Annotated in this window: 22 protein-coding genes and 2 pseudogenes; 14 read left to right on the top strand and 10 right to left on the bottom strand. The window is 48.1% G+C overall.

Going from position 1 to position 24314, the window contains the following annotated elements:
• Positions 1–221 precede the first annotated feature (221 nt).
• From BUC01_RS20810 to BUC01_RS20780, 7 genes are all read left to right on the top strand, one after another.
• Positions 222–1481, top strand: coding sequence for a 3-phosphoshikimate 1-carboxyvinyltransferase (locus BUC01_RS20810; RefSeq protein WP_025832956.1), 1260 nt, complete (start codon positions 222–224; stop codon positions 1479–1481).
• 3 nt (positions 1482–1484) lie between these two features.
• Positions 1485–1913: a hypothetical protein gene (locus BUC01_RS20805; protein ID WP_025832958.1), complete on the top strand. Its 429-nt coding sequence runs from the start codon at positions 1485–1487 to the stop codon at positions 1911–1913.
• Between the two features lie 88 nt (positions 1914–2001).
• Positions 2002–2829 (top strand): metal ABC transporter permease, encoded by an 828-nt coding sequence (locus BUC01_RS20800; protein WP_025832959.1) that lies wholly within the window; start codon positions 2002–2004, stop codon positions 2827–2829.
• Positions 2830–2845: 16 nt separating this feature from the next.
• Positions 2846–5959: a type IX secretion system periplasmic lipoprotein PorW/SprE gene (gene porW / locus BUC01_RS20795; protein ID WP_394363935.1), complete on the top strand. Its 3114-nt coding sequence runs from the start codon at positions 2846–2848 to the stop codon at positions 5957–5959.
• Between the two features lie 11 nt (positions 5960–5970).
• Positions 5971–7530 carry a T9SS response regulator signal transducer PorX gene (gene porX / locus BUC01_RS20790; RefSeq protein ID WP_073314729.1) on the top strand — a complete coding sequence of 520 codons (1560 nt, stop codon included), beginning with the start codon at positions 5971–5973 and terminating at the stop codon, positions 7528–7530.
• Positions 7531–7628: 98 nt separating this feature from the next.
• On the top strand, positions 7629–8054 hold the full coding sequence (gene tsaE / locus BUC01_RS20785; RefSeq protein ID WP_025832960.1) for a tRNA (adenosine(37)-N6)-threonylcarbamoyltransferase complex ATPase subunit type 1 TsaE: 426 nt from the start codon (positions 7629–7631) through the stop codon (positions 8052–8054).
• Positions 8055–8060: 6 nt separating this feature from the next.
• Positions 8061–8276: an immunity 17 family protein gene (locus BUC01_RS20780; protein ID WP_025832961.1), complete on the top strand. Its 216-nt coding sequence runs from the start codon at positions 8061–8063 to the stop codon at positions 8274–8276.
• A 117-nt stretch (positions 8277–8393) separates the two neighbouring features.
• Here the strand turns inward: BUC01_RS20780 and BUC01_RS20775 are convergent, their stop codons facing one another.
• From BUC01_RS20775 to dnaE, 6 genes are all read right to left on the bottom strand, one after another.
• Positions 8394–9767 (bottom strand): efflux transporter outer membrane subunit, encoded by a 1374-nt coding sequence (locus tag BUC01_RS20775; RefSeq protein WP_025832962.1) that lies wholly within the window; start codon positions 9765–9767, stop codon positions 8394–8396.
• Positions 9768–9770: 3 nt separating this feature from the next.
• The gene (locus BUC01_RS20770; RefSeq protein WP_073314727.1) at positions 9771–12896 is read right to left on the bottom strand and encodes an efflux RND transporter permease subunit; all 3126 of its coding nucleotides are present in this window, start codon (positions 12894–12896) and stop codon (positions 9771–9773) included.
• 24 nt (positions 12897–12920) lie between these two features.
• Positions 12921–14141, bottom strand: coding sequence for an efflux RND transporter periplasmic adaptor subunit (locus BUC01_RS20765; protein WP_073314724.1), 1221 nt, complete (start codon positions 14139–14141; stop codon positions 12921–12923).
• A 217-nt stretch (positions 14142–14358) separates the two neighbouring features.
• Positions 14359–14694, bottom strand: coding sequence for a hypothetical protein (locus BUC01_RS20760; protein ID WP_009131849.1), 336 nt, complete (start codon positions 14692–14694; stop codon positions 14359–14361).
• Positions 14695–14741: 47 nt separating this feature from the next.
• Positions 14742–15059, bottom strand: a complete 318-nt coding sequence (gene trxA / locus BUC01_RS20755; protein ID WP_025832963.1) for a thioredoxin — start codon at positions 15057–15059, stop codon at positions 14742–14744.
• A gap of 87 nt (positions 15060–15146) precedes the next feature.
• Positions 15147–18941 carry a DNA polymerase III subunit alpha gene (dnaE, locus tag BUC01_RS20750; protein ID WP_073314722.1) on the bottom strand — a complete coding sequence of 1265 codons (3795 nt, stop codon included), beginning with the start codon at positions 18939–18941 and terminating at the stop codon, positions 15147–15149.
• A gap of 172 nt (positions 18942–19113) precedes the next feature.
• Between dnaE and BUC01_RS20740 the strand changes: the two genes are divergently transcribed.
• From BUC01_RS20740 to BUC01_RS20730, 3 genes are all read left to right on the top strand, one after another.
• Positions 19114–19803 carry a phosphatidylserine decarboxylase family protein gene (locus tag BUC01_RS20740; protein ID WP_073314719.1) on the top strand — a complete coding sequence of 230 codons (690 nt, stop codon included), beginning with the start codon at positions 19114–19116 and terminating at the stop codon, positions 19801–19803.
• A gap of 7 nt (positions 19804–19810) precedes the next feature.
• The gene (gene pssA, locus BUC01_RS20735; protein WP_025832965.1) at positions 19811–20509 is read left to right on the top strand and encodes a CDP-diacylglycerol--serine O-phosphatidyltransferase; all 699 of its coding nucleotides are present in this window, start codon (positions 19811–19813) and stop codon (positions 20507–20509) included.
• Between the two features lie 68 nt (positions 20510–20577).
• Positions 20578–20892, top strand: coding sequence for a DUF4834 family protein (locus BUC01_RS20730; RefSeq protein WP_025832967.1), 315 nt, complete (start codon positions 20578–20580; stop codon positions 20890–20892).
• Between the two features lie 8 nt (positions 20893–20900).
• Here the strand turns inward: BUC01_RS20730 and BUC01_RS20725 are convergent, their stop codons facing one another.
• The 3 genes from BUC01_RS20725 to BUC01_RS20715 form a co-directional block, all read right to left on the bottom strand.
• Entirely contained in the window at positions 20901–21080 is a 180-nt protein-coding gene (locus BUC01_RS20725; protein ID WP_025832969.1) for a hypothetical protein, read from the bottom strand.
• Positions 21081–21169: 89 nt separating this feature from the next.
• Positions 21170–21604, bottom strand: a complete 435-nt coding sequence (locus tag BUC01_RS20720; RefSeq protein ID WP_025832971.1) for a nucleoside deaminase — start codon at positions 21602–21604, stop codon at positions 21170–21172.
• A gap of 42 nt (positions 21605–21646) precedes the next feature.
• Entirely contained in the window at positions 21647–21880 is a 234-nt protein-coding gene (locus BUC01_RS20715; RefSeq protein WP_007212260.1) for a hypothetical protein, read from the bottom strand.
• 93 nt (positions 21881–21973) lie between these two features.
• Between BUC01_RS20715 and BUC01_RS20710 the strand changes: the two genes are divergently transcribed.
• The 3 genes from BUC01_RS20710 to BUC01_RS20700 all read left to right on the top strand — a co-directional run bounded on the left by BUC01_RS20710 (position 21974) and on the right by BUC01_RS20700 (position 23579).
• Positions 21974–22339 (top strand): YraN family protein, encoded by a 366-nt coding sequence (locus BUC01_RS20710; RefSeq protein WP_025832977.1) that lies wholly within the window; start codon positions 21974–21976, stop codon positions 22337–22339.
• 84 nt (positions 22340–22423) lie between these two features.
• Complete coding sequence (locus BUC01_RS20705) at positions 22424–22780, top strand: MmcQ/YjbR family DNA-binding protein (protein ID WP_025832979.1); 357 nt, start codon at positions 22424–22426, stop codon at positions 22778–22780.
• The gene (locus tag BUC01_RS20700; protein WP_394363934.1) at positions 22764–23579 is read left to right on the top strand and encodes a biotin--[acetyl-CoA-carboxylase] ligase; all 816 of its coding nucleotides are present in this window, start codon (positions 22764–22766) and stop codon (positions 23577–23579) included. The genes BUC01_RS20705 and BUC01_RS20700 overlap by 17 nt, the downstream gene beginning before the upstream one ends.
• 72 nt (positions 23580–23651) lie before the next feature.
• Here the strand turns inward: BUC01_RS20700 and BUC01_RS20695 are convergent.
• Positions 23652–23846, bottom strand: a pseudogene (locus tag BUC01_RS20695) (DUF3874 domain-containing protein); the annotation flags it as partial.
• 243 nt (positions 23847–24089) lie between these two features.
• On the opposite strand from BUC01_RS20695, the pseudogene BUC01_RS20690 reads away from it, so the two are divergent.
• Positions 24090–24239, top strand: a pseudogene (locus BUC01_RS20690) (DNA-binding protein); the annotation flags it as partial.
• Positions 24240–24314 lie beyond the last annotated feature (75 nt).

Below are 24314 nucleotides of genomic sequence, written 5' to 3'. Positions count from 1 at the left end.
CTGCGCAGGAACAAGTTTAAGAACGGGATGATGTTCACAAGGGCCACGGAGTTGTATCTGGAAGAGCACGGGATGACGGAACTTATACCGGAAGAGACATTACTGAAAAGCTATTTCCAGTGGGTGAAGAAGGTGGAAAGAAAATAGTTTCTTTATTCAGATATTTATCGTACTTTTGTAGTCTGTAAACCAGCTATTAGATTCTAAGAAAGAATACAACTATGCGCTATAAACTTTCGGCACCTGCCACTCTGCACACCACTATTCAGCTCCCGGCATCCAAGAGTATCAGTAACCGGGCTTTGATATTACATGCTTTGGCACAGGGGTGCATCACACCCGCCAATCTGAGCGACTGCGACGACACCCGTGTCATGATAAAGGCTTTGGACGGAACTCCCGAACATATCGACATCCTTGCCGCTGGAACAGCCATGCGTTTTCTCACCGCTTATCTCAGCGTAACACCCGGTACACGCATCATTACGGGTACCGAGCGGATGCAGCAACGTCCTATACGGATTCTTGTGGATGCCCTGCGCGAACTGGGTGCGCAAATTGAATATGCCGGCAAAGAGGGTTACCCTCCGCTACGCATCACAGGCACAGAGCTGACGGGCGAAGAAATCACGCTGGCCGGAAACGTAAGTTCACAATATATATCTGCCTTACTGATGATTGGTCCGATTCTGAAAAACGGACTTAAACTGAACCTGACGGGAGAAATCATCTCACGCCCCTATATCAACCTGACGTTGCAACTGATGAAGGAATTCGGTGCAGAAGCCGCATGGAGTTCCGAAAGCAGTATCACCGTCCGCCCCGGCACTTACAAAGACATACCTTTCACGGTGGAAAGCGACTGGAGTGCTGCGTCCTATTGGTATCAGATGGTTGCCCTGAGCTGTGACGATGCAACTAACGACAAGGAAACCGTAAAAACTGAAGTGGAATTATCGGGACTTTTCCCACGCAGCTATCAGGGAGACAGCCGGGGAGCGGAGATATTCACGAAACTTGGTGTACGGACAGCACATACCGACCGTGGAGTAGTATTGACCAAGATGGGCAGCCCTGTTGCCCGCATCAAGGAAGATTTAGTCGATATACCCGACCTGGCACAAACTTTCGTTGTGACTTGTTGTTTAATGAACATACCTTTCCGTTTCACCGGATTGCAGAGTTTGAAAATCAAGGAAACAGACCGGATTCAGGCACTCATCACCGAATTGCATAAGTTGGGATATGTGGTGAAGTCGGAAGAGGACAGTATATTAATCTGGGACGGTGAGCGCCATGAACCGGAAGCCAATCCCGTTATCGCAACTTACGAGGACCACCGGATGGCAATGGCCTTTGCACCTGCCGCCATGCGGATGCCGTCTTTATTGATTGCAGAGCCTCAGGTGGTTTCCAAATCTTATCCGGGATATTGGAAAGACTTGCAACAAGCCGGATTTGAAATAGAAATAGAGGAATAGAATATGTGGATACTGATAATAAGTCTGATTGTACTTGTCTGCATTGCCCTTCTGGCAGGATACATCCGCAACCGCCGCTTGCAGAAGAAAATTGAGCGCGGAGAACTGGATGCCATGCCCGAAGTGAAAGAAGTGGATGCAGAGTGTTGTGGACAGCATGAGGTATGCGAACGGGACAGTCTGCTGGCTGCCGTCAGCAAGAAGATAGAGTATTACGACGATGAAGAGCTGGACAAGTACATCGGCGTTGCTCCCGAAGATTATACTTCCGAACAAGAAGATGAATTTAGGGATATATTCTATACCATGCAGGATACTGACGTCGCCGGATGGGTGCGAAGCCTGCAACTACGCGGGATTGCGCTGCCGGATAATATAAAAGACGAGGTATTCCTTATTATTGGAGAGAGAAGGACAGTGATTAGCGGTTAGTGATTAGTGATTAATGCCATGCGGTATGATAGTTCTCTATATACATTAACTGATAATCACTAATCACTAACAACTAATCACTAACAACGTGGATCTACTGCAATATACATTCTTTCAACACGCCCTTATCGGCAGTTTGCTGGCAAGCATCGTTTGCGGGCTTATCGGTACATACATTGTAACGAGACGGTTGGTGTTCATTAGCGGCGGACTGACACATGCTTCTTTTGGCGGTATCGGTTTGGGACTCTATGCAGGCATCTCCCCCATTCTGGCAGCCGGTGTTTTTGCTGTGTTGTCTGCGTTTGGGGTGGAGTGGCTGAGCAAACGCAATGATATGCGCGAAGATTCGGCCATTGCGGTGTTCTGGACATTGGGTATGGCATTGGGTATCATGTTCACTTTCCTTTCTCCGGGGTTTGCGCCCGACCTGTCTGCTTATCTGTTTGGCAATATCCTGACGATTACGATGACTGATATAGCGTTGTTGGCTGGGCTTGCGGTGATACTGACTATCTTCTTTGTGCTTTATCTGCGCCCGATTATTTATGTTGCTTTCGACAGGGAGTTTGCCCGGTCGCAAGGAATTCCGGTGCAGATATTTGAGTACGTGCTGATGATGTTCATTGCGCTGACCATCGTTGCCTGCCTGCGCATGGTGGGTATCGTGCTGGTCATTTCGCTGCTCACCATTCCGCAAATGACGGCGAACTTATTCTCACACCGTTTTCACCGTATTATATGGCTATCCATCGGCATCGGTTATCTCAGTTGCCTGGGGGGATTGATGATATCTTATTATCTCAATGTGCCTTCGGGGGCGGCTATCATCTTCTTTTCCATTATTATATATGTGGTATGTAAGTTGGGAAAGAGTTTTTATTTATCTTTACGGCAGAAAACGCAGAACCCGTAAAACCTACTGGCATAGTTTGAAACGCAAAGTAATCTACCTCACTGGCATCTTAGTGACTTTGATGCTCGTTGCCGGATGTTCCACTCGAAAGAATACAGCCGGTACACGCTTCTACCATGCCCTGACCACCCGCTACAACGTTTATTTCAATGGCAATGAAGCCTATAAAGCCGGACTCGAAGCGCAACAGCAAGGAAATAAGGACAATTACATGGAGGTGCTCCCCCTCTACCCCATAGGCAATAAAGAAACCACAAGTATCGGCACTTCCGACTTCGACCGAGCTATTGAAAAAGCACAAAAAGCCATCCGACAGCACTCCATCAAAAGACGCCCTATCCGCAAACCGGGACGGGCATACACGGATGAATACAAGAAATGGCTGGCACGTCGCGAGTTCAACCCCTTCATACACCGCGCATGGCTGTTACTGGGCAAAGCGCAATATCAGAAAGGAGACTTCCCGGAAGCTGCATCAACATTCTCCTACATCGCACGCCTTTACGACGGACAAACGGGCATTACTTCCGAAGCACTCATCTGGCTATCCCGCTGTTACTCAGCATTGGGTTGGCAATATGACGCCGAAGATGCCTTGAGCCGGGTGAACAACGACAGTCTGCCCCTGTCACTGGCAGCTCCGTATGCCTCGGCAACGGGAAATTTCCTGTTGGGCAACAAGCGGTACAGGGAAGCCATTCCGCATCTGGAAAAAACCGCCAAGAGCGAAAAGAATAAGAAACAGAAAGCACGCTGTTACTACCTCCTGGGGCAGACTTATCAAATGTTGCAGCAACCGGAACAAGCCTATCAGGCTTACAGCAAAGTAATCCGCCTCAACCCACCGTATGAACTGGCCCTCAGTGCCCGCATCCGGCAAACGGAAGTGATGCCCGCCGCCAACAGCCGTAAAATTACAGGAAAACTGTTGCGTCTCAGCCGTGATGAAAAGAATGAAGAATTTCTGGACCAGATATATTATGCACTGGGCAACGTCTATCTTGCCGAAAAAGATACGGTTCAGGCTCTTGCCGCCTATCATAAAGGAATAGAAAAGAGCAAACGAAACGGCGTGGAGAAAGGTGTTCTGCAACTCACGCTGGGAAATCTGTATTGGCAGCAGGCACACTATGCCGAAGCGCAAAAAGCATACGCCGAAGCCATCGGACTGATAGACAAGACGCATCAGGAATATGATACCGCCACCACCCGTTCGGAAATTCTGGACGAACTGGTACCACACACCACTGCCATACAATTGCAAGACAGCTTGCAGCTCCTTGCCGGAATGACGGAAGAAGAAAGGCTGACCATAATAAAGGAAATCATCGCGCAAGTCATTGCCCGGGAAGAAGCGGAACGCAAAGCGGCAGAGGAAGCGGAACGGGAAACCAACCGTCAACAAATGCTTGATGAAGCTGCCAACCAATTGCCCGCCACTTCCATCGTCACCCGACCGGGACAAAGCACCACCACTACTCCGCAAACCACCCAACCTACCATAGGGGGAAAGCAAGCCTGGTACTTCTATAATCCGCAATTAGTGGAACAGGGGAAAGCGGAATTCCAACGTTTATGGGGACGCCGGAAACTGGAAGATAACTGGCGGAGAAAGAATAAAACTGTAGTCGCCCTGGATGATTTCGGGGAAATAGATTATAACGAGCCCGAACAGACTGCCGGAACAGATTCTATTCAGAACAATAAGGAAGGTGAAACTGACTGTACCCACTCGCAGAATAGTGAGAACGGGAAAACAGGCATCGGTAACAACGAAAAAACAGGCACCGACAGCCTTGCCAACGACACGCATCGCCCGGAATACTATCTGTCGCAAATTCCACTGACAGAAGAAGCAATGCAAACTTCAAACGCATTGTTATCAGAAGCCCTGTATGGTGCCGGAATGGTATTCAAAGACCGCATGCAGGATTTCCGGAAAGCGGAAACTGCCTTTGAACGGCTTGTAAGTCAGTTCCCGGACTTCACGCAATTGGATGAGGTGTATTATCAGTTGTTCCTGACTGAATTAGCTATGGAATATTATAGAAAAGGGAGCAGATCCTTCGACAAGCTCAGGATGACGGATGACAGCCTTTCTGCACAACAGCAATATGCGGGAACCCCTTTACAAAAAGCCGAAAGATATAAATCCGAGCTTATCACCCGCTTCCCCGAAAGCCGTTACGCCAAAACGCTGGCCGACCCGGATTTTGCGGAGAACGCCGTGCACGGTAAGCAACGTGAAGACTCGCTCTATACCCATGCCTACGAGCATTTCCAGGCGGGAGACACTGCCACCGTACGTGCTGCCGCGCATCTTTCCGCAGAGATATATCCTCTGGGACAGCATCGCCCGAAGTTCATGTTCCTCGATGCCGTCACCCGCCTGCAAGGTGGAGAAACCAAGCAATTCCTCGCCACCCTGAAACAGCTTGTACAGCAATATCCGCAGAATGAAATCACCGACCTCGCCGCCCATATACTGAAAGGTGTACAGGAAGGGCGTTTGCTGGCACGCGACAGTCATACATTCGGTTCCATCTGGCAACGCCGAAATGCTGAACTTGCCGAAGCCGGTAACTTATTAGGCGATAGCCTGGGCAATGCCGCCGTCCTTCCACCGGACAGTGCATTCAGCACGGAGCGCAATGTTCCGTTCCTCTTTATCCTTGCCTACGAAGAAGGAAAAGTAAACGAAAACATGCTTCTGTTTGAAGTGGCACGCTATAACTTCTCCACTTTCCTGGTAAAGAACTTCGACCTTGCCTTTGCTCACGAGCGGGGCATCGGGATGCTGCAAATCAAGCCATTCAGCAATTATGATGAAGCGCAGCAATATTTCCGCAGACTCTATGCCACTCCCGAAATGGCTGCCCGACTGAGCGGTATGCGTGCAGTGCTCATTTCGGAAGCAAATTATGAACAACTCATCAAGCAATACAGTTTTGATGACTACGACACCTTCTACCGTGCCCACTTCTCTTCCATTCCGGAACCCGAGCTGAAAGGTTACACACTGGACGAACCTCTGCTGAACCTGCCTACCGAGGAAGAAGAACGGCAGAAAGAAGAAAATCTGCCTGCGGAAGAGGACGACCCGGAAAATGGTGTTATCTTTGAGGACTGAAAACATAAAATATGAAGAAAGACAGATTACTTTGGGTAGACGATGAAATCAGTTTGTTGCGACCGCACATCCTGTTTCTGGAAGGCAAAGGTTACGAAGTCGACACCGTAACCAACGGACAGGATGCGCTCGACCGCTGCCGTGCCACTACCTACGACCTCATCTTTCTGGACGAAAACATGCCCGGACTGAGCGGTCTGCAAACTCTGGCATTGATAAAAGAAATCTGCTCCACCGTTCCCGTCATCATGATTACCAAAAGTGAAGAAGAAAATATCATGGATATGGCTATCGGGCAAAAGATAGCGGATTACCTTATCAAACCCGTCAACCCCAACCAGATATTACTGTCACTAAAGAAGAACCTGCACCGCCGGGACATAGTCAGCGAAGCCGCACAGACCGGCTATCAACAGAACTTCGGCAAGATAGGCATGCAAATCAACGATTCGCTGACCGCCGCCGACTGGATGGAACTATACCGCCGCCTCGTATACTGGGAACTGGAACTGGAGGCAACAGACAGTCCCATGAGTGAAATGCTTGCCATGCAGAAGGCAGAAGCCAACTCCGCTTTCGCCAAGTTCATCAAGAAGCACTATGAGGACTGGGTATCAACGCAAGACGCTCCCCTCGACCGTCCACTCATGAGCCCTGACATCTTCAAACGTGTTCTTTTCCCTCTGTTGGACAAAGGTGAAAAGGTGTTCTTCATCGTCCTCGACAACTTCCGCTACGACCAATGGCGAGTCCTTGCCGACGAGCTGTCCGGCTTGTTCAACATCGACGAACAACTTTATTTCAGCATCCTGCCCACTGCCACACAATATGCCCGCAACGCCATCTTCTCCGGTCTGATGCCCGACCAGATAGCGCGGCTCTTTCCGGAATTGTGGGTAGATGAGGACGAAGAAGAAAATAAGAACCTGAACGAAGCCCCGTTGATACGCACCATTATCGAGCGTTATCGCCGTAACGATACATTCTCTTACCATAAAATAAATGATGCCGCAGGTGCCGAACGCCTGTTGGCACAACTGCCTGCACTGGCACAGAACGACCTTAATGTTGCCGTGTTCAACTTCATCGACATGTTGAGCCACAGCCGCACGGAAAGTAAGATGATACGCGAACTCGCCTCCACCGAGGCAGCTTACCGCAGCATCACGCTTTCGTGGTTCCGCCACTCACCGTTGAGTGACCTGCTGAAAGCACTTGCCAGCCGACAGTATCGTGTCATTATCACTACGGATCATGGCAGCATCCGCGTAGACAACCCGGTAAAAGTGCAAAGCAACAGTAAGGAAATCAATACCAACCTGCGCTATAAGTTATCGCGCAACATGGCATACAATCCTAAACAAGTATTCGAAATCACCCGCCCTGCAGATATACACCTGCCCTCACCCAATGTGAGCACACGTTATATTTTTGCCACCGGACGGGATTTCTTTGCTTATCCGAACAATTATAATCACTACGTCAGCTACTACACTGATACTTTCCAGCATGGGGGAATATCGATGGAGGAGATGATTATTCCGCTGATTACGTTGGGGGGACGAAGCTGATGGTAAGTCTCCTACCACCTCCCCCTACGGGTACTCCTCCTCCCCGGAGGAGGAGAATTGAGATAGTCTACTAATAAATCACATAAGTTAAAGATAATATGGAAATCAAAATTCAATCTCTGGACCATATCCACGAAGCCGCCCGCGAATTTATCGCTGCAATGGGCGACAATACCGTTTTTGCTCTTTACGGGAAGATGGGAGCCGGTAAAACTACATTTGTCAAGGCACTTTGCCAGGAATTGGGCGTTGAGGACGTCGTTACCTCTCCCACTTTTGCCGTCATCAATGAGTACCGCTCGGACATAGCGGGCGAACTCATTTATCATTTCGACTTCTACCGCATCAAGAAGCTGGAAGAAGTATATGACATGGGATATGAGGATTATTTCTACAGCGGAGCGCTCTGCTTTATTGAGTGGCCGGAATTGATAGAAGAACTGTTGCCGGGCAATACGGTACGCGTCACTATCGAAGAACTGGAAGATGGCTCACGCAAGCTGACAATGGAAAGCCAGGAATAAGTCACTATGAGCCAATACATCATTCAGGGAATTTTTGCAGTAGCCGGTATCATTTCATTGCTGGCTGCGGTGTTCGACTGGGAGTGGTTCTTCACTGCACGGAACACTCAGTTTGCGGTAAGAAGTGTGGGGCGACAGCGTGCGAGGTTATTTTATGGAGTGCTGGGAGTTATCCTTATCGGGATGTCAGTGTTCTTCTTTCTGAATACGCCGTCGGTATGATTTTTTAGACACGGATTACACAGATTACACGGATTTCTTTACTAAATGCATACTGATGCAATTATAGTATAGTGTTAGAATCCGTGTAATCTGTGTAATCCGTGTCTAAAAGATATATTATTGCCATCCCCCGCCGAGCGCCTTATACAGCCGCACCAGCGTTATCTGCTTATCCCGTATCGCATTACTCAGCCCTATCTGCGCATCAAAATATCCACGCTGCGCATCCAGCACATCCAAATACCCGATAACCCCGTTGATATACTGTAACTGGGCCAGTTCCACATTCGTCCGTGCCGCCTGCTCCAATTGCAGACGTGACTCATAAATCTCCTTTATCTTGCCAAAGTCCACAATCGCATTCCGCGCATCCTTGAAGGCAGTCAACACCGACTTTTCATACGCATAGACCTCCGCCTCATACGCCGCCTTCTTCGCCTTCAGCATCGCCCGGTTCTTACCCATAGCAAACAGCGGCGTCAACAACGAACCGCTCAGGAAATGATAAGGTGACTTCAGGAAATCCGAAAACTCGGTACTCTCCAACCCGTAGTGAGCCGTCAGACTGAGACGGGGAAACATATTGGTGTATGCAAGTCCCACCGTCGCATTCGCAGCAATCAGTTTCTGTTCCGCCTGACGCACGTCCGGACGACGTTCCAGCAGCGTGGAAGGAAGCCCCACAGGAAGACTTTCCGGCAGTTTCACCTCTTCCGGCAGCACCGAACGCTCTATCCTCCGCGGATACTCGCCCGCCAGGAAAGCAATGTCGTTCTCTTTGATAGAAATCTTCCGTTCCAGGTCCGGCACCAGCGTTGCCGTACGTGCCAACTCCACCTGGGCCTGCTGATAAGAAGTTTCCGAAGTCAGACCACCCTCGAAACGGAGTTTTGCCAACCGGACACCCTCCTTACGGGCACCGAGTGTCTGGCGTACAATTGCCAATTCGTTATCCAACGCCACCAGTTCGAAATAGGCCTGCGCCACTTCTGCCACCAGACTCATCTTCAAGGCACGTTGCGCTTCTATCGAACCCAGGAAATCCGCCATGCTCTTATCCTTCGCCCAACGCAGATTTCCCCAAAGGTCCACTTCCCACGAAACGATTGCTTTCGCCTCATAACTCCGGTCCGAATCATAATTATCGCCGCCATAGTTCTCCGCCTCCTTGTCTGCATACAGCTTGCCACTGACTTGCGGGAAAAGATTGGCAAAGTCTATGCGCTTCATCGCAGCCAGTTCCTTCACCCGTGCGGCGACAATCTTCATGTCCTTATTATATTCCAGCGTCCGCTCGATGAGCGCCTGCAGGGTAGTATCAGTGTAGATGGTCCACCACTGGCGGTCGGCAATGGAAAGTGTATCCTGCTCCGTAGAGTCGAGTTGCTGCGGCAGGTCCAGTTCCGGACGCGCATAGTGTTTACCCAACTGGCAGGAACTGAGCACCAATGCCAGCACCATCATATAGTATATCGTATATTTCCTTTTCATAACTTATCGTTTTAATCGCTTCGCAACTTTCTTAATATTCGCACCTTTTGCCTTCGCCTTATAAATCAGCACGAAGAAGAACGGTACCAGCAAGATACCTACCGTCACAGCCAGAATCATTCCGAAGAATACGCCCGTACCGATGGCCTGACGGCTTGCCGAACCCGGTCCGCTGGCAATCACCATCGGCAACATACCGAGGATAAATGCCAACGACGTCATCAGGATAGGACGGAAACGCAACTGCGATGCATGCAGAGCGGCTTTCACCACATTCGCCCCACGGTCCACCTGTTCTTTGGCAAACTCCACAATCAGAATGGCATTCTTTGCAGCCAGACCGACCAGCATAACGAGTCCAATCTGAAAATAAACATCATTTTCCAGTCCACACAGCCATACCCCAAGGTAAGCTCCCAATGCGGCAATAGGCAATGAAAGCAATACGGCGATAGGCACCGACCAGCTCTCGTAAAGTGCAGCCAGGAAAAGGAATACGAACAGGAATACCAGTGCCAGCACCATGGCGGTCTGTCCGCCAGCCTGCTTCTCCTGATAAGAAAGTCCGCTCCATTCCACACCGATATTGTCCGGCAAGTGGTCACGGGCTATCTGTTCAATGATTTCCATTGCCTGACCTGAACTGTAACCGTCGGCAGCCCCGCCACGAATCACGGCACTGTTGAACATATTGAAACGCTTGATGCTACCCGGCCCCGTGGTGTACGAAGTTGTTCCGAGGGAAGTCAACGGTATCATTACATTATCCGCACCACGCACGAAGAAGAGGTTGATATTCTCTTTATGTTCCCGATAGGGAGCTTCCGCCTGGATGTACACACGATAGATACGGTTGAACATATTGAAGTCGTTCACATATACCGAACCGGTATAGGCCTTCATGGTTGAGAATACATCTGCCAGGGGTACACCCGCCAGTTTCACCTTATCCCGGTCTACGTCGAAATAAAGTTGCGGAATATCCGCCTGCAAAGAAGATGAAAGTCCCGACAACTCCTTGCGCTGCGATGCGTAATACATCAGTGTGTCCGTTGCCTGTACCAGGTTATCGAAAGTGGCATCACCGCGTGCTTCAAGCTGCATCTCGAAACCGCCGGAACTTCCCAATCCCGGAATGACGGGCGGCGTAGAGAGATAAACCTTACATTCGGGATATTCCTGAAGGTCTTTCTTCACTTGTGCCATTACATCATCAATGGTCTGTCCGTCCCGTGCTCCCCAAGGTTTCATGATGACAGTCAGTTCACTGCGTGCCTGACTGCTGCCTACACGCGGGCTGCTACCCACTACGCTTTGCACATATTCCACAGCCGGGTTCAACATCAGATATTCCACTGCACGTTCCGATACGGTACGCGTGCGTTCCAGCGTTGCACCTTCGGGCAATTCCAGTTCTACTTTGAAATATCCCTGATCTTCCACGGGCAGGAAGCTGGTCGGAATCAACCGGTTCACCAGGAAGATGGCTATCAATACTATACCGAATGCTCCCAATACCCTGCGGGGATTGCCTATCACGCGTGAAATCTGACGCACGTATTTGCGGTTACCCATATTCAGTGCATAGTTGATATAACGGAATACAATGTTTTTCCGCTTGTGGGAGTCTGGTTTCAATATCAACGAACACATCACCGGGCTCAGTGTCAGTGCAACTACCGTAGAGAGTAATACGGAAACCACAATCGTCACCGTAAACTGGCGGTAGAGCTGCCCCGTGATACCTCCGAGGAAACTAACCGGAACAAACACGGCTGCCAGCACCAGCGACGTAGCGATAATTGCTCCCGTCAGTCCTTCCATAGCTTTCTTTGTGGCTTCGTAGGGCGGCAACTTCTCTTCGTGCATGATGCGCTCCACATTCTCCACCACCACAATGGCATCGTCCACCACAATACCGATGGCAAGCACCAGTCCGAGTAACGTAAGTATATTGAGCGAGAAACCGAATATCAACATGAAACCAAATGTACCAATCAGAGAAATAGGCACCGCTACAATCGGAATCAATGTGGCACGCCAGCTTTGCAATGACAGGAACACGACGATAATTACCAGTGCCAGAGCCTCAAACAGCGTCTTATACACTTCATGGATAGATTCCGAAATATACGTTGTCATATCGAACGGTATCTCGTAACTCAATCCATCAGGGAAATTAGCGCTAATCTCGTCCATCGCCTTTTTCACATTCTCCGCTACTTCCATAGCGTTGGCCCCCGGCAGCATATAGATGCCCAGCACCGCTGCATTCTCACCGTTGATGCTACTCTCGGTATTGTAAGAAGAAGCCTCCAGAGATATGCGTGCCACATCGCGCAAACGGATGATAGAGCCATCCGCATTGGCACGTATCACGATTTCTTCAAACTGCGCAACAGTAGACAGACGCCCCTGGGTGGTGATAGGAATAGTGATATCCAATCCTTTCACCGGCTGTTGCCCCAGCACACCGGCTGCAGACTCACGGTTCTGGTCTTTCAGTGCATTCTGCAAGTCGGCTACGGTCAGTCCGAAGTTAGCTAACTTATCCGGCTGTACCCAAATCTGCATGGCGTAGTAGCGGCTACCGATATTCGACACACGGCCCACACCGGGAATACGGCGAAGCAAGTCGAGCACATTCAGCGTAGCAAAGTTACTCAGGTAGATTTCATCAAACTTCGGGTCGGAAGACATGAGGCAGATAGTCATCAACTGGCTGGCCGCCTGTTTTTCTACCGAAATACCGTTTTGCACCACTTCCGCCGGAAGACGGGACTCCGCCAGTTTCAGACGGTTCTGAATTTCCACTGCCGCCAAATCCGGGTCGGCAGAGATGTCAAATGTCACTGTAGCCGAGAAACCACCGGAGTTGGAACTGTTGGACTCCATATAGAGCATTCCCGGTGTTCCGTTCAATTCCTGTTCGATAGGTGTGGCTACTGCCTGCGATACCGTCAGTGCGCTGGCACCCGGATAGGATGCGCTGATTTTCACTACCGGCGGCGTAATCTGCGGATATTGATCAATAGGGAGCATCGACAATCCGATGATACCCACAATGACAATCAGTATGGAGATGACAGCCGAAAATACCGGTCTGTCTATAAAGAAACTTACTTTCATATGCGTCTGTTTTACGTTCGTCAATTACTTCTCAGTCTTAACCGTATCCGGTGTCTGACTTTGTTCCTCGTCTTCTTTCTTCAACAGGGCATTGTTCACCTTAACTTTCATACCCGGACTCAGCTTATGGTATCCTTCCACCACGATGGTTTCACCCGGCACTAAACCTCTTTCCACTACCACCTGGTTTTGGAATTCCGGCCCCAGTTCAATAAAGCGCCGTTCTACGGTGGAGTCGCGACGCATCACAAACACGAAAGCGCCACCCTTTTCGATGATTACCGATTTTAGGGGGACAACCGTTGCATTCTCACGGACATCCAGCAACAGCTTCACTTTGGTGAACTGTCCCGGCAGCAACACATGTTTCGGATTGGGCATCTCGGCACGAACAGAGAATGTACCGGTGCGAGGGTCAACCTGCGGTTCGGCAAAGTCAACCAAACCTTTGAACGGATAAACCGTATTATCGGCAAGTGTAATAGAAATATTCGGTTGCCAGGAACGGGTGGAATCTTTTTGTCCCAGGTTTACGTTGCGCTCTTTGGTTTTCAGATAGTCCAGTGCAGTCATACTGAAATCAACCAGTACCGTATCACTCTTCACAATAGCTGCCAGCAACGACTTACCGCCTGTACCAACCAGTGTTCCGAGGTCTACATAGCGTTCACTGATATGTCCCGACAGCGGGGAACGGACAATTGTATACCCCAGTTCCAGTTCCGCCTGATCCAGATCGGCCTGACTCATGGCTACGCTGGCTTGCGCTGTTTCATAAGCCGCTATCGCATTATCCAAATCCAACTGGCTGGCAGCATTCTGTTCATACAGCGGTCGGATGCGTTCCAAATCACGTTGTGCCTTGCGGGCCTGTGCTTCATCCTTTTTCAGTTGTGCCCGTGCCTTATCAGCCTTGGCTGCATACTGGTCGCGATTGATTACAAACAACACCTGGTTCTTCGTCACATAGGTACCTTCTTCAAAGAGCATATTTTCCAGATACCCTTCTACACGGGCACGCACCTCTACAAACTGTTGAGCGCGGATACGTCCCACATATTCACCGTAGATTTCCACATCATCCTGTGTCACCGGTTCTACAGCCACTACCGGCAGATCCGGTGCTGGTGCAGGACGATGGGTGACGAACCAGTAAATCCCTACTAACAATACTATACCTATTGCGACAATCACTGCCTGTCTCTTCGTTATTCTGATTTCTCTCTTTTTGAAAAACGATTTCATAAGCTCTCTGTTTATGTTAATGTTAAAAACCCTATAAATAAAAAACACAACTGGCGTGCCAAAGTTCGCTAACTATACCTTTATTCTTCATTGCCAAAGCATTAAATGTCTGAGTGGAAATTACCAAAGTGTGGAATCCACTCTACAAGTGTGGAATAATTCCACAAAAAAAGTCCGAACGAAATGTCCGGACTCTCTTTTTACTTACTGAAACTACTTATTCGTCATCATCCAATGACTCTGTATATTCCAGTTCCCCCTGAACCACGAACAGAATCTCTTCCGGATCATAGTCACCCATCTCGTCTTTATGAGCTTCCTTGATGATGTAATCTACAATCTGCCCCAGGTCGACTTCGACGCATCCTTCTTCATCCGGCTCTACATCGAGAATGCCGCTTTCAGAATAATACTCATCAATCAGATCGAGGAAATAATAAAATTCGTCGTCAGAGAACTTCTCCTTTAACTCCTGCGGCAAATAATTTTTGATGTATTCGATGGTCTTTTCGTCATCGAGGTCATCCTTTAAGAAATCGTCTTCCAGTCCCATAATAGTTAGTTTTTTAGGGGTGAATACCTTATTTATATGAATGCTCCTTACAGGAACATTTTCTTTATCTTTTCGTCAAAAGCTGATTTGGGCGCAGAACCTACCTGCTTGTCAACCAACTCACCGTTCTTGAAGAACAATACGGTAGGTATGTTACGAATGCCATATTCCGCAGGCAAATCGCTGCTTTCATCCACATCGCACTTACCGATGATTACCTGGCCGTCATACAATTCTGCCAGTTCGTCAATAATAGGACCTACCATCTTACAAGGACCACACCAGGGAGCCCAAAAGTCAATCACTACAGGTTTACCCTCTGCCAGGATTTCCTTATAGTTGCTGTCTGTAATTTCTAAAGCCATTTCTTCAAATATTAATTATTAAATATCAATTATTAATTATCAAGTCGGTATCAATATTATGGTATCTCAATTGATGAAGCAAAGATACTAATTTATCCGGAATTCCAGTTCGGGACGCTCATTTAAATAAGAGATTAAATCACGCCCCACGGAAAGCTTCACCGGACGGGAAATCATATCCACTACTGTCTTACTGTCCGGATCGCTCACTTTGAAATATAACTCTGTCGTACCGGGATGCCCTTTCATCAGCGCTGCAAGCTCTGTTACCAAAGCCTGGTTCAGCACGGAAAGCGGTATCAATATGGTGATTTTGGAAATCAGTTTTTCCTTCACATCGGGCAATAACTCCATAGAGGTGATTTTAACTTCCAATTCATCCTGCCGCCACTGCTTGGGCTGGCAACGAGCCTTAATAAAGAGGAAAGTACGTTCACCCAGATATCCCTGATAGGTCACCCAGTCATTACCGAAGAACGGGAGTTCCGCAGAACCGGAATAATCTTCAATCTTGGCGATGCCATAAGGATTGCCGTTCTTACTGATACCCCGGCGCACGGAAGTCACAATACCTCCCATCGTGATTTCACGTCCGGCAAGCGCCGCTTTGTCTTCCAACTCGGCCATGTGTGTATTGCAAACATGTTGCAACACAACGGAGTATTCATCCAACGGGTGGGCGGAAAGGTAGATACCTACCAAGTCGCGTTCCCTGTTCAGGCGGTCGAGGTCACTCCAACGTTCCGCCTCGGGGATTTCGGGTGTGGCTATATCCACTACATTTTCTCCACCGAACAATGAATTGGCTGCTGCCGCCTGGTCGGCCTGGTAACGGTTACCATAACGCACCAAAGTTTCCAGAAAGACTTCATTCTTAGAGTTCACGGCAAAGTATTGCTCACGCTTCAGTTCCGGGAATTCATCGAAGCCACCCGCCAGAGCGAGGCATTCCAGATTCTTCTTATTACAAGCCGTCAGATTGACACGCTGCACAAAATCGAAAATACCCTTGAAAGGACCGTTCTTCTCACGTTCTTCCATGATATTCAGCACGGCACCTTCGCCCACACCCTTCACGGCACCAAGACCGAAACGTATATTTCCTTCCGGGTTAACGGTGAATTTCAGGTTACTCTCATTCACATCCGGCCCTAATACTTTGATGCCCATCGCCTTACATTCGTCCATCAACTTGGTGATATCGGTGATGTTCGACAAACTTCGGCTCATTACGGCTGCCATATACTCGGCAGGGTAATTGGCTTTCAAATAAGCAGTCTGATAAGCAACCCACGAATAACAGGTGGCATGAGACTTGTTGAAAGCATACGATGCAAACTTCTCCCAGTCTCCCCAAATCTTTTCGAGCACCTTCGGATCGTGTCCGTTCTTGCGTCCGCCTTCAACGAATTTGGGTTTCATGTGATCCAGCTTGTCACGCAGCTTTTTACCCATCGCCTTACGCAAGGCATCAGACTCACCACGGGTGAAGTCGGCCAACAGACGGGACAAAAGCATCACCTGCTCCTGATATACCGTAATACCGTATGTATCTTTCAGATACTTCTCCATAACGGGAATATCGTACTCAATCGGTTTCCGCCCATGCTTACGGTCGATAAAGTCCGGGATGTAATCCATAGGCCCCGGACGGTAGAGGGCGTTCATCGCAATCAAGTCCTCGAAAGTAGAAGGCTGTAACTCACGCAAGTATTTCTGCATACCGGCAGACTCGAACTGGAACGTACCGATGGTACGGCCATCACTATATAATTTATAGGTAACCGGATCGTCAATCGGCACCTTATCTATATTCAACTCCAGTTTGCGATGCAAACGGATATTTTCCACAGCTTCCTTGATGATTGACAATGTTTTCAATCCCAGGAAGTCCATCTTAATCAACCCTGTATCTTCAATTACCGAACCTTCATACTGGGTCACGAGCATCTTCTCACCCGTTTCTTTGTCGTCGGCCGTACTTACAGGCACCCAATCAGTGATGTCGTCACGGCAGATAATCGTACCGCAGGCATGTACACCCGTACCGCGCACGTTACCTTCCAGCATCTTAGCGTATTTCAACGTATTACGCACCAATGGGTCGGGAGAAGCCTCCGCAGCCTGCAATTCCGGAACGTAATCAATAGCATTCCGCAGGTTCAGTTTCTTATCGGGTATTTTATCGGGAACCAGTTTTGCCAGACGGTCGGACTCCGATAAGGGGAGCTTCTGCACACGGGCAACATCCTTGATAGCAAGCTTGGTAGCCATCGTACCATAAGTGATGATATGCGCCACTTTTTCCTGCCCGTACTTGTTGGTCACCCAACGAAGCACTTCACCACGTCCGTCATCATCGAAGTCGATATCAATATCAGGCAATGAAATACGGTCGGGATTCAGGAAACGCTCGAACAGCAAGTCGTATTTAATAGGGTCGATTTTCGTAATCTGCAAGCAGTATGCCACGGCTGAGCCGGCAGCCGAGCCACGTCCCGGACCAATTGACACACCCATACTACGCCCGGCAGCAATGAAATCCTGCACAATCAGGAAGTATCCGGGGAAACCCATGGTCTTCATGATGTGAAGTTCGAACTTCAAACGTTCACGAACTTCTTCCGACATCGGATCACCATAAAATATCTTAGCACCGTCAAAAGTCAGTTTGGCGAGATAGTCCGCTTCCAGCTTGATACGATACAATTTCTCATATCCACCCAAGCGCTTGATTTTGTCCTTGGCATCCTCTTCACTCAGCACCACGTTTCCATTCTCGTCCTGAGTGAATTCATCGAACAAATCTTTTTCGGTAAATTTCTGCCGATACCCTTCTTCCGTTCCGAAGTCTTCGGGGATGGCAAAGGTAGGCATGATAGGCGCGTGATCGATGGAATAGTATTCCACCTTATCCAAGATTTCAAGCGTATTGGACAAAGCTTCGGGAATATCCGCAAAAAGCTCATTCATCTCCGCTTTCGTCTTCATCCACTCCTGTTTGGTATAAAGCATACGGTTGGGGTCATCCAAATCCTTACCCGTACTCAAACAAATCAGGCGGTCGTGCGCTTCGGCATGTTCCTCATTCACAAAGTGAACGTCATTAGAACAGATCAGTTTGATATTGTATTTCCTGGCATATTCTATCAGTTTGGCATTTGCCCGCTGCTGCAACGGGTAGGCCTCATGGTTGGCACGGGGCACGGTCGCCCTATGTCGTTGCAACTCCAGATAATAATCTTCTCCAAAGAGGTTCTTGTACCAGCGTACAGCCTCTTCCGCTTCTTCAAACTGGTCGTTAAGTATCTTCTTAGGTACTTCACCACCGATACAGGCCGAGCAGACAATCAATCCCTCATGATACTTTTCCAGCTCATTGCGGTCGGTACGGGGGCGCATATAGTATCCATTTGTCCAGGCTCTGGATACCAACTTTATCAGGTTGTGATAACCTTTCTCATTCTTTGCCAACACAATCAAGTGCCAGCCGCTTTGGTCGGGTTTACCTTCCTTTTTGTCCATAGTGCGGCGTGCCACATACATCTCGCAACCGATTATCGGTTTGAACAGCTTATTTTCAGCTTCCGTAATCTTAGCGCGGCAGTCGGCAAGTTCCGCTTCCTTATCTTCGCAAGCTATCTCGCCGCTCTCGATACCGGCAATCCGCTTCTTGAGATTCTTAATATCCCCTTTCGGTCCGCTATTCTTCTTGTTGACGTAATTGGTAAACTCCTTGATGCCGAACATATTACCGTGATCAGTTACGGCAATACCCTTCATTCCATCCTTCATCGCCTTGTCAACCAGCGCACTTACGCTGGCCTGACCGTCGAGGAGGGAATACTGGGTATGAACGTGCAAATGAACAAAATCCTGCATAAATATCTCCTTTCAATTGAGAGCATAAAAGTACAACCTATATAAGACCTAACAAAAATATTTCCCTAAAAGTTATCAACATCTGCATTTCTACAGCCAAATGCTTGTTAGATTTTCAAAATAAGTCTATTTTTGCGGATAATTTGTATTCACAAAGAATAAAACAACTTACATGAGTCGACTAAAGAAACTAAAAAAGATACGAATTCACCGCGAAGGGACACATACACTGGCCGGCAGTTTATTATTGCTACTGGTAGTTAATTCCGCCCTTTACTTCGGGTTGGAGTGTAAATTGCCGTTCTATATTGTAGCTGTGGTCAGTATCGTCTTGTATGGAATGCTGGTGAATTTCTTCCGATGCCCTATCCGCCTTTTTGAGCAGGAAGACACCGAAAAGATTGTGGTGGCACCTGCCGATGGCAAGATAGTGGTCGTAGAAGAAGTGGAAGAGAATGAATACTTCCACGACCGTCGCCTTATGATATCCATCTTCATGAGTGTTATCAACGTTCATGCCAACTGGTATCCGGTAGACGGAACCGTGAAAAAAGTGGCACACCAGAACGGTAAGTTCATGAAAGCCTGGCTGCCGAAAGCCAGTACGGACAACGAACGCTCCATGGTGGTTATCGAAACTCCCGAAGGCGTGGAGGTAATGGCACGTCAGATTGCCGGTGCTATGGCGCGCCGCATCGTCACCTACGCCGAACCGGGCGAAGACTGTTATATCGACGAACATATGGGCTTTATCAAATTCGGCTCCCGTGTAGATGTTTATCTCCCGTTGGGCACTGAAGTGTTCGTGAAGCTGGGACAAACCACTACAGGAAACCAGACTGTGATAGCCAAACTAAAATAACTAAACAATGGCTAACTGTATTACCCGTCATATACCCAATACATTGACGTGCATGAACCTGTTCTCAGGCTGTATTGCGTGTGTTATGGCGTTTGAGTTCAAATATGAATGGGCTCTCACTTTCATTATTATCAGCGCTGTATTCGACTTCCTCGACGGAATGTCGGCACGGCTTCTGAATGCTCCTTCCCCCATCGGAAAAGAGCTGGACTCGCTGGCGGATGACGTCAGTTTCGGAGTAGCCCCCTCACTTATCGTATTCTCTTTGCTGCGTGAGACCACTTATCCCGGTTGGATGAGTAGCTTTCAGGAATATGTTCCGTATTTTGCTTTCCTCATTGCCGTTTTTTCCGCATTGCGCCTGGCAAAGTTCAATATCGACGAGCGTCAAAGCAGCTCGTTCATTGGTCTGAACACCCCTGCCAACACTCTGTTTTGGGCAGCGGCGGCAGCACAATATCACGACTGGCTGATACAAGGCGGAGCTGTTCTGTATGGATTGTTGGTCTGCATCGTATTATTCTCCCTGTTATTGGTTTCTGAATTTCCGATGTTCGCCTTCAAACTGAAGAACCTTTCCTGGCAAGAAAATAAGATTCGTTATTTGTTTTTGATAGTCAGCATCCCCTTGCTTATCTTTGTGGGACTTGCTGCTGTCATCGGCTGGTACATCATTTTGTGCTGGTTTGTACGGAAGAAACTCTAAACAAATCTCTGGCACGGTTGTTGTACTATCGTTCGTAAAGACGAACAATACATAAAAACGATTAGCCCATGTTTCACATCTTAGGATTTCTATTCATTATTATAGTCGTTATCCTGGTCATCGGACTCAGTATTATCGGCACCGTCCTCCGGAGTATCTTCGGATTGGGAAAGCGTCGTACCTCTTCAGGCAGTTACCAGAACGGCGGAGGCAGTTACCAATCCGGTGGAGGTTACTCTTTCTCAGGTGATCAACAACAAACTGCTTCTTCACAAGCTAATGAAGGAACCACTTCCTCTGAGGATGTCGTTCACAGAAAGCACAAGAAACTCTTCACCAAAGATGAAGGGGAATACGTGGATTTTGAAGAAATCAAAGAATAGTCTGCAAATTAAATCTTAGCCATACCGGTCAGGATATACTTGCCTTTCAGATTATGTTCTTTCATATAAATTTGAACTTCTATCCGGCAGGCTGACATCAGCGAATAGCCCGTTAATTTATCATTCATAGCTTTGATAAATGAATACTCGGTATCATTGTGAATAAAAGAGATACGATGATATTCCATTACATATGGGTATTTTAAAGGTCTGTTGACTAGTCAAATATACGGATAAAATGCGAAATACAGGTCAGAAAAAGGAATTATATTAGAATTCAGCGACGTTTTGTCACAAAAAAGTCCTTCATAAGTGCGGCACAATCATCGGCAAGCACACCTTTCACCACTACTGTTTTCGGGTGCAGCGCTTGCGGTGCATAACGCTGGTATCCACGCTTTTCATCTTCCGCACCGAACACAAGTCGCCCCATCTGCGCCCAGGCAATGGCACCGGCACACATCACACAAGGCTCAACAGTAACATAAAGGGTACATTCGTTCAGATACTTTCCGCCAAGAGTAGCGGCTGCTGCAGTAATCGCCTGCATCTCAGCATGGGCTGTTACATCGGTCAAGGTTTCAGTCAGGTTGTGGGCACGTGCAATGATACGCTCTTTGCATACAACAACTGCACCAACGGGTACTTCTCCCCGCTCCGCAGCTTTACTTGCTTCTGCAAGCGCCTGTTTCATATAAAAACTATCGTCCAACTTCCCCTTTATTTTTTTAATTATTAATTTCTAATTATGAATCTATCGCCTCATGTCATGCTCTCCGAAAAGAGTCGGATAATCTTCTTCCATATTCTTATGGATAAACATGAGAATAGTCTCCCGTAGCCAACGCGATTTGTTCGTTATCTTATATTTCTCCAGATAACGGTCTACAATCCGTAGCTCTTCCTCGCTCATCAGACATACGATGCGCTGTTCACGTTTCGGTTCTTCGGGTGTTGCTTTCGCACACGTTTTATCTCTCTTTCTCATATTTCCTGCAAAATTAGTTTTCCTTCTGTAAATACAAAGCAGAAAAAACGTATTTTTGCATAGAAACAGCTAAAAAGCAGAACAAACATAGGTATGGCAGCACACAATGCCCTCGGAAAAGCAGGAGAAGATGCCGCAATGGCATATCTGGAATGCAACGGATATACCATCCGCCACCGCAACTGGCGGAAAAACCGCCTCGAACTGGACATTGTGGCAGTCAAAGACGAACAACTGATTGTAGTGGAGGTAAAAACCCGCAGTAATACGGACTACGTTGAACCGCAGGATGCCGTCAATTGGCAGAAGATACGCCACATTGTGGTGGCTGCTGATGCTTACATCAAGCATTTCAGCATCGATGCTCCCGTTCGTTTTGATATTATTACCGCTGTTGGTGAGGCTGGGGCATTTGAGATTGAACATATCGAGGATGCGTTTTATCCACCGATGTTCTGAGGAAATTGAAAATTAAAAATTGAAAAATACCCTGCGGCATGATGACGCAGAACAATTAATAACTAATAATTAGTAATTACCCAAATGGATATAGAAACCGCCCGCGAATATTGTCTCGCAAAAAAAGCTGTAACGGAATGTCTTCCGTTCGACGAATATTCACTCGTGATGAAAGTTATGGATAAGATGTTTGTACTCATTGACCTGGAAGGATCGAACAAAATCTGCATGAAGTGCGACCCGGAATACGCGATAGAGCTACGCGAGCACTACTCATCCATTGAGGGTGCTTATCATTTCAACAAAAAGTACTGGAACCAGATTTTTCTTGATGGTGATGTGGATGATAAGTTGATAAAAAGCCTCATCGACCATGCTTATGAAGAAGTACTGAAGAAGTTCACTAAGAAAATGCGTGCTGAATATGACGCCTTGCCCTGATATGAAAAAAGAACCGAATCTGATGATTACTCCCGCAGAGTTCCCTGTTCCACTGATCATATTGCCGGAAACAGACTCTACGAACAACTATTTAACGCAACTTTGCGACGAGCAGCAATCCGCTGTCCGAGAATTTACGACGATCATTGCCGAACGCCAGACTGCCGGTAAAGGGCAACGTGGCAACAGTTGGGAGTCGGAAGACTGCCGGAACATCACATTCAGTTTCGTGCTTTACCCTACTTTCATTGAAGCCCGTCGCCAGTTCATCCTTTCTCAAATCGTCTCCCTCTCCATCAAGGAAGAACTGGACGAATGGACGGAAGGTATTTCCATCAAATGGCCGAACGACATCTACTGGAACGAAAAGAAAATTTGCGGCATACTGATAGAGAACGACCTTTCCGGACACCACATCGGACGCAGCATCTCCGGCATCGGGGTAAACATAAACCAGGAAATCTTCCGGAGCAATGCTCCCAACCCGGTATCCTTAAAGCAAATCACAGGACAAGAGTACGACCGCTATCTGATACTCGCCAATATCATGAGGCGACTAAAAGAGTACTATATTCTGCTGCAAACAGATACTTCGGGCGAGGCCGTCAACCATATTACCGAACATTATGCCCATTCACTTTTCCGCCGTGAAGGCTTTCATCGCTATGCCGATGCAGATGGTGAGTTCCTTGCCCGCTTGCTACGCGTTGAACCGGACGGGCGATTTATCCTTGAAGACCAGGCAGGAAGGGAGCGCGGATATCTGTTTAAGGAAGTACAATACATTCTCTTCCCATAACCAACTTTCCTTCTTGCAGTTCTTTCAGCCTTCCCGGAGCTCCCTGTTCATCGGCTTTCCGGCTGAAGCTTCCTACCTTCTCACCACTTCATACACATTGCCGTATTCCGTATGTCTTCTTTTCAGCCCTGCCCGAAGCAGTATTTGACCAAAACGCATGGGATTGCTGCCGCGCATAGCAGCAGGGTTACTCGTTTGCAGTTCACTGAAAATGTCGGCGGCGGTCAGGCCGAGGCTCTTTTCATGGAGAAGCGGGGTGCGAAACCGGGCGGGCAACTCCTCCATGTTAGGTACATAAGCCCCTATTTTATGTATCTTTCTATGCTGTTTTACGAATGACCGACTTTAGTCGTTCGCTCTTCCGACTGGAGTTATTTGATTAAATGACTCCAGTCATTTGTTCGACCGACCAGAGTGGTTCATTTATCAATCAGTATCTTTGGCACAATAAAGCAAGGATATTAACGTAGAAAAGAATAAGGTTTATGGCAATAGTATATGATTGGTATGCTGTGCGGCATGGCCCGCACCACTGCCAACGGGCACTTGAAACGGCTTCTGGAAGAAGGCAAGTTGGTGAACGTAGGGCGGCGTACGCAACCCATCTATCACCCGATGCCGGGATCTTATGGCGTGTCACGGGATGCGAAGGTGAAGCGGGAAAATAGTTTCAGCCGGAATGCCGATGAACAGGAAGATTCGGTGGAGACTGAAAGGACAGAACGATCTTATCTT

Origin of the sequence: Bacteroides stercorirosoris (assembly GCF_900142015.1) — a bacterium.
GTDB lineage: Bacteria > Bacteroidota > Bacteroidia > Bacteroidales > Bacteroidaceae > Bacteroides > Bacteroides stercorirosoris.
Note: the sequence above shows the minus strand (reverse complement) of the source record. Positions and strands in the feature narration are given on the sequence as shown.

Coding starts and splice junctions, on each gene's coding strand:
- trxA (WP_025832963.1), bottom strand. CDS start 15,059: ATGGCTTTAGAAATTACAGACAGCAACTATAAGGAAATCCTGGCAGAG.
- BUC01_RS20770 (WP_073314727.1), bottom strand. CDS start 12,896: ATGAAAGTAAGTTTCTTTATAGACAGACCGGTATTTTCGGCTGTCATC.
- BUC01_RS20705 (WP_025832979.1), top strand. CDS start 22,424: ATGGATATAGAAACCGCCCGCGAATATTGTCTCGCAAAAAAAGCTGTA.
- porX (WP_073314729.1), top strand. CDS start 5,971: ATGAAGAAAGACAGATTACTTTGGGTAGACGATGAAATCAGTTTGTTG.
- BUC01_RS20725 (WP_025832969.1), bottom strand. CDS start 21,080: ATGGAATATCATCGTATCTCTTTTATTCACAATGATACCGAGTATTCA.
- BUC01_RS20700 (WP_394363934.1), top strand. CDS start 22,764: ATGACGCCTTGCCCTGATATGAAAAAAGAACCGAATCTGATGATTACT.
- BUC01_RS20765 (WP_073314724.1), bottom strand. CDS start 14,141: ATGAAATCGTTTTTCAAAAAGAGAGAAATCAGAATAACGAAGAGACAG.
- BUC01_RS20760 (WP_009131849.1), bottom strand. CDS start 14,694: ATGGGACTGGAAGACGATTTCTTAAAGGATGACCTCGATGACGAAAAG.
- dnaE (WP_073314722.1), bottom strand. CDS start 18,941: ATGCAGGATTTTGTTCATTTGCACGTTCATACCCAGTATTCCCTCCTC.
- BUC01_RS20780 (WP_025832961.1), top strand. CDS start 8,061: ATGAGCCAATACATCATTCAGGGAATTTTTGCAGTAGCCGGTATCATT.
- pssA (WP_025832965.1), top strand. CDS start 19,811: ATGGCTAACTGTATTACCCGTCATATACCCAATACATTGACGTGCATG.
- BUC01_RS20775 (WP_025832962.1), bottom strand. CDS start 9,767: ATGAAAAGGAAATATACGATATACTATATGATGGTGCTGGCATTGGTG.
- tsaE (WP_025832960.1), top strand. CDS start 7,629: ATGGAAATCAAAATTCAATCTCTGGACCATATCCACGAAGCCGCCCGC.
- BUC01_RS20715 (WP_007212260.1), bottom strand. CDS start 21,880: ATGAGAAAGAGAGATAAAACGTGTGCGAAAGCAACACCCGAAGAACCG.
- BUC01_RS20730 (WP_025832967.1), top strand. CDS start 20,578: ATGTTTCACATCTTAGGATTTCTATTCATTATTATAGTCGTTATCCTG.
- BUC01_RS20710 (WP_025832977.1), top strand. CDS start 21,974: ATGGCAGCACACAATGCCCTCGGAAAAGCAGGAGAAGATGCCGCAATG.
- BUC01_RS20805 (WP_025832958.1), top strand. CDS start 1,485: ATGTGGATACTGATAATAAGTCTGATTGTACTTGTCTGCATTGCCCTT.
- BUC01_RS20810 (WP_025832956.1), top strand. CDS start 222: ATGCGCTATAAACTTTCGGCACCTGCCACTCTGCACACCACTATTCAG.
- BUC01_RS20740 (WP_073314719.1), top strand. CDS start 19,114: ATGAGTCGACTAAAGAAACTAAAAAAGATACGAATTCACCGCGAAGGG.